This is a genomic window from Ruminococcus flavefaciens, from assembly GCF_900143025.1.
GTDB lineage: Bacteria > Bacillota > Clostridia > Oscillospirales > Ruminococcaceae > Ruminococcus > Ruminococcus flavefaciens_I.
In genome coordinates this window covers 117199-127052 of the sequence record NZ_FRCT01000006.1, presented here as the reverse complement: position 1 = coordinate 127052, position 9854 = coordinate 117199, and the positions used below count along the sequence as shown (strand labels likewise).

The following is a 9854-nucleotide window of genomic DNA, read 5'->3' as shown; positions in this document are numbered from 1 at the left end:
CGGGAGCCCGAGGGCGGGCTCCCCTACAATTGGTCATTTATACTTGCATTGTTGCTTACGGGCGGATAATATCCGCCCCTACAGGCTAAGGGCTAACGGCTAAATATAATACTCGATGTATTCGTCAGATTTCAGGTTGAACAGCTCGAATATCTTATCGCGAACATAGAGGAAATTCTCGCTCGTTCTGTCCCTGTGGTCGCCGAGAGGTACTTTTACAACGCTCTTTACCCTGCCCGGGTCAGCCATCATCACTACTATCCTGTCAGCAAGGAACACTGCCTCCTCGATATCGTGAGTCACGAAAATTATAGTCTTTTTCTCCTCACGGGAAATCCTCAGAATATCCTCCTGCAACTTCATACGTGTGATAGCATCAAGTGCGCCGAATGGTTCGTCCATGAAGATTATATCAGGGTCTACGGCAAGTCCCCTTGCAATTGCCACTCTCTGCTGCTGACCGCCCGAAAGCTGCTTGGGATAGCGCTTCTCATAGCCACTGAGTCCAACCAGCTCCAGATACTTTTTCGCAGCCGCAGCACGTTCCGACTTTGGAACTTTTTTCGATTCAAGTCCCAGCTCCACGTTTTTCTGAACGTTTCTCCACGGGAGAAGTCCGTAATTCTGAAAGATAGTGATATTATTTATCGACGGAGCAGTTACTTCCTTTCCGTCTATCTTCACGCTTCCGCTGTTGACCTTTTCAAAGCCTGCAAGCGCATTGAGAAGCGTACTCTTTCCGCAGCCAGAAGGTCCCAGAAGGCAGATGAACTCCCCCTTTTCAATGTCAAGGGAAACATGGTCAAGAGCCGTAAACTCCTTGCCGTCCTGAACATAATTCTTGCAAGCGTCCTTTATTTCAATATACATCAGACTGCACCTCCCCACGACTTCATTACAGCTTTTTCGATCACTTTCAGTATGCTGTCCAGAAGTATTCCTATCACGCCTATCACAAGTATTGTAGCAAGCAGTATATCCGCACGGATATTGTTTCTTGCGTCTATTATCTGATAGCCCAGACCTGACTGAGCTCCAACCATTTCGCCTGCTACAAGGAATATCCATGCTGTACCGAGAGCAAGGTGTATGCCGTTTGCTATCTGCGGAAATGCCGCAGGGAATATGACCTTCCATGTAAGTGAAGGCTGCTTTATGCCGAAATTCTTCGATACCTTCAGATATATGGGGTCGATATTGCCGACAGCCGACACAGTCGAGAGCAGTACAGGGAAAAACGCAGCAATAAAGATTATAACAATAGCAGGCACATCACCTATGCCGAATAACAGCACGATAAAGGGCATCCACGCTGTAGGCGATATAGGTCTCAGGAGCTGCAATGCAGGGTTCACGTACTGGAATACCTTCGGTATCCTGCCGAGGATAAGTCCCAGCACTACCGCAACTATGACGGAGCTTGAATAGCCTACCGCAAAACGGTACATACTTGTCTTTACATTTTCCAGCAGCCTGCCGTTCTCTATCATTTCAAGCAGTGCATCGAAAGCCATTTTCGGTGACGGGAAAAGTGCCTTGTTATAGCTGCTCACGGAAAAAAGTATCTGCCAGATTAGTATAAGTATCGCCAGTGAAACAATAACATTTTTAAGTGAAAGTAACTTTTTCATAGGTATCACGCCTTATCAGAAATCATTTTTTACAAACTCGGAATATGTGGGAGGATTGTCGGAAAGACCGTACTCCTTTACCTTCTCGGCAAGGGTATTGTACTCCTCCTCTGTTATGTCAAGGTCATTGTAGGATATCCACTGCAATGATATATCCAGCACCTCATCGCTCTGGCTGAAATACTTCTTGGCAGTAGCCTTAGCCTTTGCCTTGTCAAGTGAATTGCCTGCCTTCTTGTAGCTCTCCACAAATGACTTTGCATCGTCTGTGCGCTCATTGATGAATTTGTCGGTGAGAACGAGTCCGCAGCACAGTGAATCCTTCCAAAGCTCCTCGGAGCTGAAAAGCACCTTTCCTACCCCGAGATTTACACCCATTGCACCAAAGGGCTCTGCTACACAGTAGCCGTCTATCTGACCGCTTGCAAGTGCGGAAGGCATCTCGGTAGGTGCAAGCTCTGTTACCTTTACATCGTCTACGGTAAGTCCTGCTGTGGCAAGTGCATCATTGAGCAGGATATTGTGTGAGGACTGTCTGTGAGGTATGGCAAATGTCTTGCCTTTAAGGTCGGCAGCAGACGAAATATCATTTGCCACAACGATAACGTTTCCGTCGTGATGTCCGAGAGCCACAGCCTTTATGCCTATGCCCTCCTGCTTCGACTTCATTGCAAGCTCGATAAGCACAGAAGCTCCGTCAACTCTGTTTGAGTTGAGAGCGTCAAGGAGCTCGTTCCACGAACCGTACTTTATAAGCTCTACCTTTAAGCCCGACTCCTTTTCAAGCTCCTCAGCCTCTTCAAGTACAGCAAGTGAATGGGTTATGGGCAGGTATGCTATCTTTATGCCGTTTGCATCGCTTTCGTCCTTTTTGCCGCATGATGCAGACGATAAGGCAAGTGTCAATGTAAGTGCGGCTGTTAATATTCTTCTTTTCATAATTATCTTTTCCTTTCATATAAACGGGTTCAAAAAAACGGAGAATCATTGATTCTCCGATGCCTTACTGTTTTTCATAGAGCATAACAAAACTATGATACAGTAAGCTCGGAGCACTGCATCATGCACATTATATTCAGTTCATAGCTATTATTTTTAAGGTTACGCATTTGCAATTCCTCCAATCAGATTATTCATATTGATTTAATATGATTTGATTTTACAACATAGAGGCTTATTTGTCAATACGAAATTGAATGTTTTTGCCAAAATCAGTCTTTTTACCATAACTGTTCACGGTATTGGAACAATGTTTGTGCATAATTATAGATTTAATCTATAAGAATAGTAGGTTTATATAAGCTGAACCTTAATTGCAGTCATTTTTCACCCCTGCTTCATACACCCTGCAAGCATAAAACAAAGTTACCGAAAAATTTTTTCCAGATCATGTAACATTTTTTGTTTTCATTACGTTTATTATTTATAGAGCAATAAATGCAAGATAAACAAAGCAAAAAAGTAATAGCAAATACCCGCAAATATGATATAATTTATCTAAACGAAGACAATACCAAAAATATCGGAGGAAAAGACATACTATGGAACTTAACAGACGCATTTCGGAACTGCTGAAAAAAACTATCGGACAACGTTATGACGCAATGGCTCTTAAAATGATAAGCGATGAATCCGAACTGCCGCAGAACACGGTTTATCCTGTTCGTGACATGGGTCAGCATATGTCGCTGTGTCAGGCTTTCGCCCTTTCCAGACGAGAGGGAAAGACAGTATATATGCAGAAGCAGGATCACTGGTGCTGGGCTCCGCTCATAGGCTACGGCATGGTAAAGCTTGAAAAAGGAACTCCCGAATTCAACGAGCTCCTTCCCGTTATCGGCATAAGGGATCCCGATGCAGCTGCCGCCTTTATCGAGAATATGCCCCACCTGCCCACAGGCGTATACAAGGGAATACTTACCGCTCCTCTTGGCAGCGCCGAATTCAAGCCTGACGCTTTGATAATCAATTGCAGGAACTCAGAGCTGCGCACTATCCTTATGGGCATAAAAACTCAGACTGGAACCACCATGAAAACCGAATTTGACGCCATAGATTCATGTGTATGGGGAATTATCCCCTCCCTCACAAAGAACGAATACCGCGTTTCATTCCCTGACCCCGGTGATTATTCAAACGCAAACACAAGTGAGGACGACGTTATCCTTTCTGTACCAAATTCTAAATTCGAGGAGCTTGCAAAGGGTCTGGAAACACTTAATTATATGGGCATGAAGCACTCTTTCTTCCACACCAACATGGAATACGATTTCGCCCGCCCCACCTTCTATAACAAGATGTTCAAGGCATGGGGGCTTGACGAGGGAAAAAGCTATTCTATCCCCGGACTTTAAGTCACATTATCATACGCAGACAACGCCTCGGGGTTCCCTTCTTCGAGGCTGAGTTGAATAACGCCCTGAAGGCTCCCTCCTTCGGGGCATTATTTAAAATAAAAAAGAGAACGGAGATATAACAATGAAAACAAAAAAAGTCAAATTCATAAAGCTTGCAGCAGCTTTTGCAGTTATAGCATTATCGGTCTTATTCTGGTTCATTGCCAATAAGCTGTATTCCGAAAACTACATAGAAAACCTGGAAGAAAACTGTACAGGCATCAGCGACCTGAGCAACTATATTGATTACAATATGCTGAGCAGTGACATGAAAAAGTATATCAGTGAAAGGGATTTCAAATTCTCTACCGATGAAGAAAAATATGAATTCTGCAATAAATACAGATCCCTTAACTATATATATGACGCTCGCGGTAATTGGAAAAATATCTATCCTACCGATAAAATGGGAAATCTTTTCGATATCCTGAAAGAGGACATCACTGTAAACGGCACTACATATACAATATATGTATCCCTTATTTTCAAAACAAGACCTTTCCTAACAACTCAGATCGTTGACCTCGATACAGGTATCACAGTAAAACAAGCATAACACAAAAAACGCCGCCTGACCTCGGTACTATACAGACGCTTTGTACTAATAAGTGAGAAAACCCCTTTTGAAAAAGGGGCTCCCACTAAAACAGTATGCGTCTATATATGTAACGAAGTCAAAGCGACGTTTTTTTATATTACTGCTTTTTTATCTATAATCACTGAAATAGGAGAACTCTGAATCGATATATCTGTCTATCTCCTCATCGTCTGTTTGCCATGTCCTGTTTTTGAAGTCCATATCACCTTCAAAAAGCTCAAAATATTCCTGTTCGTTTTCAGGTGCAACGTATACCGTTACATGGCATGGACCGTAATCATTTTCGCCGTAAGGTATTACTACGCTTAATATATTGTAATCATATTCCTCGCCTAAATACAGGAACGGAGATATCCTCATATCTTCACTTGTAGTGCCGTCGCAGTATTCAGCTTTGTAATACATATTATAATTGGTGCTGCCGTCCATGATGCCCAGATTCTCCCAATATGTAGTATTTACCTCTAATGAACCGTAGTCATCACAGTGGGGGTGAAGCTTTCTGTATTCCTTATGCTCCTGTTCTTCTGCTTCAAGCTTCTGTCTTTCGGCTCTGGTCGGATCGGATTGATCGGTAACGAAGACAAAATCAGTCATCTCGGTAAATTCTATTGCATTTCGTTCTTCACGCAATGAATTGTATTCGCTCTCGGATATCTTTTTTCCATTATGATAAAAAGCAGTTTTATCCTGATATCCCGGCTCATTTCTATGTGCCTCAAAATCTTCCCAATCCTGATGAACACCGAACGTTTCAAAATTTATAGAATAGTCATCGCCCATAGTCACGTACATGAATACAAGACCACCTTCCTGGTTTATAAGTCTTATGCATTTTCCGTCATTGCTTATAAACGGTGCGGAAGTGAAGGATATTTTATTGTCGTTCTGACCGTATTCATTTATGTCATATACATATTCAGAGCCGTTATATCTGTATATCTCGATTACCTCATATGCATCGTTGTAATATACTATCAGCTCGGAAGTACCGTCAGCATTAAGATCCACATATTTATACCGTATATTATAGGCAAAGTTATAATTCTTTATAGCATTATCAATTACCTTTTCACGGGCACGGTCAAGATCAGACTGCGGAACAGGTGAAGTGATATTAAAATCCTTTACAACATTTGTAGTAACAGTGGTCATCTTTGTCGTTTCAGTCTGTAAGCCTGTTGTAAGAGTTATGGCATTTCTTTTTGTACCTGTGACTGTTGTTCCCGTATTGGTCACATTCTGATCTGCATTTGTAGTGATATTCCGGTCAGGAACTACAGGCTTTTCAGGCTTTTTGTGAAGCATAAATGCTGTTGTACCGATAAGGACTACAGCAGCCGCACAGCTTGCCGCAGCAGTAACTATGCGCTTTATGGTTGAACGCTTATATGTCTCGGCTTCACCAGATACGGTATACCCTTCATTGTCTGTATATGTATTTTCTGTTGCTTTAATGCCCTTTGCCTTGTTGAATTTTTCCTTGCTCATCTTTAACATTCTTTCTTTTGTTTTTTCTGTCAGTATAGGAGAATCTGCTCCCATTTCCTTTATTTTGTTTTCATCTGTATTTTCAAGCACGTCAAACCCTATCCTTTTGTTATCGTTCATAGTCTTCCCTCCTCCAGGTCATATCCTTCAGCCGTGAGCAGCTCCTTCAGCTTTTTAAGTGCGCGGCTGCATTTCACTCTTACCGTTACAGCAGGCAGCGAAAGCTTTTTCCCTATCTCGCTCGACTTCATATTGTAATAATACTTATGTATCATAATTGACGACTCGGGCTCGCCAAGAGCTCTTATGCATTTTATCATTACATTGCGCAGCTCTGTCTGCTCGGCATTTTCTGCAACAGCTTCACCTGACGGCAGATGTGTCTCCATTTCCTCGATGTAAGATGTGCGTCCGTTCTTTGCAGAAAGCGAATGGAACATATTTATCGCCTTGTTCGATGCTATCCTCCCTATGTAACCCTTCAAGTCGCCGTTTATGTTCTGCTTGCTGTCATAGCTGAGAAAAACAGCAGAAAAAACGTCGCTGACACATTCTTCGATATCCTCGGCACTTGCGCAGCTCCTGAGCTTATTGAAAACGATGGAATATACATAATTGATGTATTCTTCAAAGAGCGCATTCTGTGCAGAACCGGGTGACTTTTCAAATAATGTTCTGTATTCATTATCAGTCATAATATTCCTCCTTTTCATTTTTGGTTTGCGATGTTCTATCGTTTTCATTATACTTACTCAGGACACAAATGTAAAGTGTTTCAGATATCCGAAAAAATTTTTCAGTTTTTTTGTTTTTGCTCCACGGTATTTTTAAATGTATGTAAAATAGCAAAATAATGCTTGATTTTTCCGAGGATAAAGTATATAATATGTGCATAATACAACGTGTTTTATCAAACATAAAGGAGGGCAAAAATGAAAATTCATACAAAAAAACTGCTTTCAGCTATGACTGCGGCAGCGCTGTGTACGGTAAACGTTTCTTCTTTCTCTGCAAATTCGGATCTGATAATAGACCATAACAGCAGCGGCGTTAACAATGGCTTCTATTACGAATTAACAAACCATGACGAAGACGGCAAGGCTCAGATGAACACGGCTCAAAGCGGATATTTTGATTGCAGCTGGGACAATGAAGAAGATTTTTCAGCGGTAAGAGGCTGGAAGTTTGCTGCACCTGTCGAATATTCAAAGCTGGGAAAGACCTTTCTTGATTACACTAAATTTGTAAATGTCGAAGGCTACAGCTCACCAAAGGGCTATTTCAGATTTGGCATACGTGTACGCAATTCCGAGGGCAGCACATTTACTATCCTTGAAATAGACGACTCCGTCGACGGAAAGAGCATTATCGAAAAGAACAAGGGCTACGAACAGATAGCCGTCCTGAAAAGCAGGGACGAATTCAGAGCGACTTCCATATGGGGAAATACTACTGATGTAAAGTATTTAGACGCTGAATACACTATCTATTCCTCTACTGATAAGAAAGACATACTGTGCCTCAGAAACGAGCCCTTTGAAGTGAATAACAAAAGTGACGAGGACAGGTGGGTATGCGTCAGCGATAAGCTCGGTGCCATTGCTCAGGCAGGCTGTAATGTCGGCGATATAACCGACATCACAGTGTTCGCGGAAGCAGCTTATTCAAAGGGCGATGCAAGGATATATATTTCCAAGCTCGACGCCGAGAATATGCCCGAGCTCGTTGAGAACGAAACCGTAAACGAGGAAGAAACCATTACACTGAAAGACAAATATGACGAGGGTGTACGCACAGGTCACTATTATATGCTGAGCAGTGCCACTCCCGCAAAAATGGATGTGCTTGCTCCGTCACTGTTCAATGCGCAGTGGGACTCTACCGAAAACACAGCCTCATGGGGTTCTGTTTTCCAGCGCGGAAAGAAGTTTGAGGAAGGACAGTCCTATAAGGCGCTTTCAAATTCTTCCATAGACTATTCCCTTGATGCAGATGTTGAGGGAAGATATTTCGCAGGCGTATTTGCAGAGCTTGACGGTCCTCAGACCAATAACTATAATTCTCACATAGAAATGTTCATCATTGATGCCTGTCGTGACTGGAGTTCGGGATTTAACGTAAATGCAGGAAAAATAACAGTCGATGGAAACACTTATGATGTATATTCCAAAACAACGGCTCTTGAAGGAAGCTTCAAGTCACAGAGGATACCTATATACTACTTTGTCAACAGGAACGCCGCAGAAAGCGGTACAGTTTCCGTAAAGCATGAGCTTGAGCCGTTCGTTGACTTCATAAAGGGCAAGGACGAATTCATGGGTACGCCTTCTCAGCTGACTCTTTACGTTGACGGTATTTGTTCAAAGGGAAATATCAAGGTCACAAAGAACGAGATAACCCTGCCTGAGTTTACCGCTGACAACGGTGAATACGAAAAACAGCTCAGAAAGGTAAATCTATCCGACGGAAAGACAGAATCAAGGGTAGATAATAATATGTACAGCATCATCGGAGCTAATGCAGAGATGCACGGCTTAGCAGGCGAAAAGCTCGAATGTAAATGGGATAAGTCCTCACAGCCCGAATGGTCGTCTTCCAATGATGATGAGCATCACGGCTTCACCATAAAAAGGATCAAGTATAACGATAACTGGGACAACTGGGATCTGATAAAAGGCAACAGCTACAATCCTTCCAATACCGGTTTCAGCGGCTTTAAGCCCGATCTTGAAAATACCGTCCCTTGGGGTGCTGCTCAAAATGAGAACAGCGAATGGGGAGCTTTTGATACTTCTCCGCGAAATGACTGGCTGGTAGATTTCGGACAATCGGGACCGTCCTACACTAATACAGAAATGTGGCAGAACAGACCGTTTGCGGATTATGACAGAGTCTATGTCGATTACAACGTTGATCTGGGCGAGCTTACCGATGAAAGTGATGCTTCAAATTGTATAATAGGCGGTATTATTGAATGTAAAAATGCCGATTTCAACTACACATCGGGAGACCCCTTCCGTTCATATGAGTACAACGGCGATTATGTGGGATATGACATATTAGTCGCTGATAAATGGGACAAGGAGCCGGGAAAGGAACTGCTTGGATTTTTACCGCGCGATCCAGTTGAGCTTGGCAAAATAGAGGCAGGCGGAGCAGTATATAACGCTAAGATATACTATCCCGAGGTCACAGTTGCTTCAAATCCCTATATCATACTCACACGCGAGGAGTCGTTAAAGCCCGTCAAGGCTGAGGATATCCCCGAAAAGCATACACGCTATGAGAATACCATAGCTGTTTCGGATATCATTGACCAGCTCAGGAAATACGAGCTTAAACTCCACTGGATAAGCTCGGCAGGCTTTACTATGCATAGCTTCGGCAATGCAGGTTCGGCAGTCATCAATTCCGCTGAAATAAGAGCCATTCCCGATGAAGAAAAGCTCTTTACAGCCGAAGATGTTCAGCAGCTGAAGGACTTCATTCTCGGCAAAAATGTCCGTATAAACAGCGGCAATAACTACGATCTCAACGGCGACGGCGTATGGGATACATATGACCTTTGCCTTATGAGAAACAGGATCGAACAGGAAACAACATAAAAATCAAGACCATAACTGTACTTCCCATACAGCTATGGTCTTTTTTTGCCCAAAAAAGATCCCCCGGCACAATACCGAGGGATAAAATCAGAAATTACTATATTCTGTAAAAACAAATGTGTATGAATAAAGC

The 9854-nt window shown here is 42.8% G+C and carries 8 protein-coding genes; 3 read left to right on the top strand and 5 right to left on the bottom strand.

The window, feature by feature from the left end; translation table 11 throughout:
- Positions 1 to 99 precede the first annotated feature (99 nt).
- From BUB28_RS08170 to BUB28_RS08160, 3 genes are read right to left on the bottom strand one after another with little or no spacing between them, the layout of a single operon-like run.
- On the bottom strand, positions 100 to 870 hold the full coding sequence (locus BUB28_RS08170) for an ABC transporter ATP-binding protein (protein ID WP_072950499.1): 771 nt from the start codon (positions 868 to 870) through the stop codon (positions 100 to 102).
- The gene (locus BUB28_RS08165) at positions 870 to 1631 is read right to left on the bottom strand and encodes an ABC transporter permease (protein ID WP_072950498.1); all 762 of its coding nucleotides are present in this window, start codon (positions 1629 to 1631) and stop codon (positions 870 to 872) included. The genes BUB28_RS08170 and BUB28_RS08165 overlap by 1 nt, the downstream gene beginning before the upstream one ends.
- 15 nt (positions 1632 to 1646) lie before the next feature.
- Entirely contained in the window at positions 1647 to 2570 is a 924-nt protein-coding gene (locus BUB28_RS08160; RefSeq protein WP_072950496.1) for an ABC transporter substrate-binding protein, read from the bottom strand.
- Between the two features lie 602 nt (positions 2571 to 3172).
- Here BUB28_RS08160 and BUB28_RS08155 point away from each other — a divergent pair.
- Together BUB28_RS08155 and BUB28_RS08150 are read left to right on the top strand one after the other, a co-directional pair.
- Positions 3173 to 3985 (top strand): DUF169 domain-containing protein, encoded by an 813-nt coding sequence (locus BUB28_RS08155; RefSeq protein WP_072950494.1) that lies wholly within the window; start codon positions 3173 to 3175, stop codon positions 3983 to 3985.
- A 124-nt stretch (positions 3986 to 4109) separates the two neighbouring features.
- Entirely contained in the window at positions 4110 to 4583 is a 474-nt protein-coding gene (locus BUB28_RS08150; RefSeq protein ID WP_072950493.1) for a hypothetical protein, read from the top strand.
- Positions 4584 to 4733: 150 nt separating this feature from the next.
- Here BUB28_RS08150 and BUB28_RS08145 read toward each other — a convergent pair whose 3' ends face one another.
- Positions 4734 to 6236: a hypothetical protein gene (locus tag BUB28_RS08145; protein ID WP_072950491.1), complete on the bottom strand. Its 1503-nt coding sequence runs from the start codon at positions 6234 to 6236 to the stop codon at positions 4734 to 4736.
- Positions 6233 to 6811, bottom strand: coding sequence for an RNA polymerase sigma factor (locus BUB28_RS08140; protein ID WP_072950490.1), 579 nt, complete (start codon positions 6809 to 6811; stop codon positions 6233 to 6235). Before BUB28_RS08140 ends, BUB28_RS08145 begins: the two co-directional genes overlap by 4 nt.
- 237 nt (positions 6812 to 7048) lie before the next feature.
- On the opposite strand from BUB28_RS08140, the gene BUB28_RS08135 reads away from it, so the two are divergent.
- Positions 7049 to 9721 carry a glycoside hydrolase family 11 protein gene (locus BUB28_RS08135; protein ID WP_072950489.1) on the top strand — a complete coding sequence of 891 codons (2673 nt, stop codon included), beginning with the start codon at positions 7049 to 7051 and terminating at the stop codon, positions 9719 to 9721.
- Positions 9722 to 9854 lie beyond the last annotated feature (133 nt).

What these genes read in the sequence shown, in the direction of transcription:
- BUB28_RS08155 (WP_072950494.1), top strand. Translation starts at nt 3,173, where the DNA reads ATGGAACTTAACAGACGCATTTCGGAACTGCTGAAAAAAACTATCGGA.
- BUB28_RS08170 (WP_072950499.1), bottom strand. Translation starts at nt 870, where the DNA reads ATGTATATTGAAATAAAGGACGCTTGCAAGAATTATGTTCAGGACGGC.
- BUB28_RS08150 (WP_072950493.1), top strand. Translation starts at nt 4,110, where the DNA reads ATGAAAACAAAAAAAGTCAAATTCATAAAGCTTGCAGCAGCTTTTGCA.
- BUB28_RS08165 (WP_072950498.1), bottom strand. Translation starts at nt 1,631, where the DNA reads ATGAAAAAGTTACTTTCACTTAAAAATGTTATTGTTTCACTGGCGATA.
- BUB28_RS08145 (WP_072950491.1), bottom strand. Translation starts at nt 6,236, where the DNA reads ATGAACGATAACAAAAGGATAGGGTTTGACGTGCTTGAAAATACAGAT.
- BUB28_RS08160 (WP_072950496.1), bottom strand. Translation starts at nt 2,570, where the DNA reads ATGAAAAGAAGAATATTAACAGCCGCACTTACATTGACACTTGCCTTA.
- BUB28_RS08140 (WP_072950490.1), bottom strand. Translation starts at nt 6,811, where the DNA reads ATGACTGATAATGAATACAGAACATTATTTGAAAAGTCACCCGGTTCT.
- BUB28_RS08135 (WP_072950489.1), top strand. Translation starts at nt 7,049, where the DNA reads ATGAAAATTCATACAAAAAAACTGCTTTCAGCTATGACTGCGGCAGCG.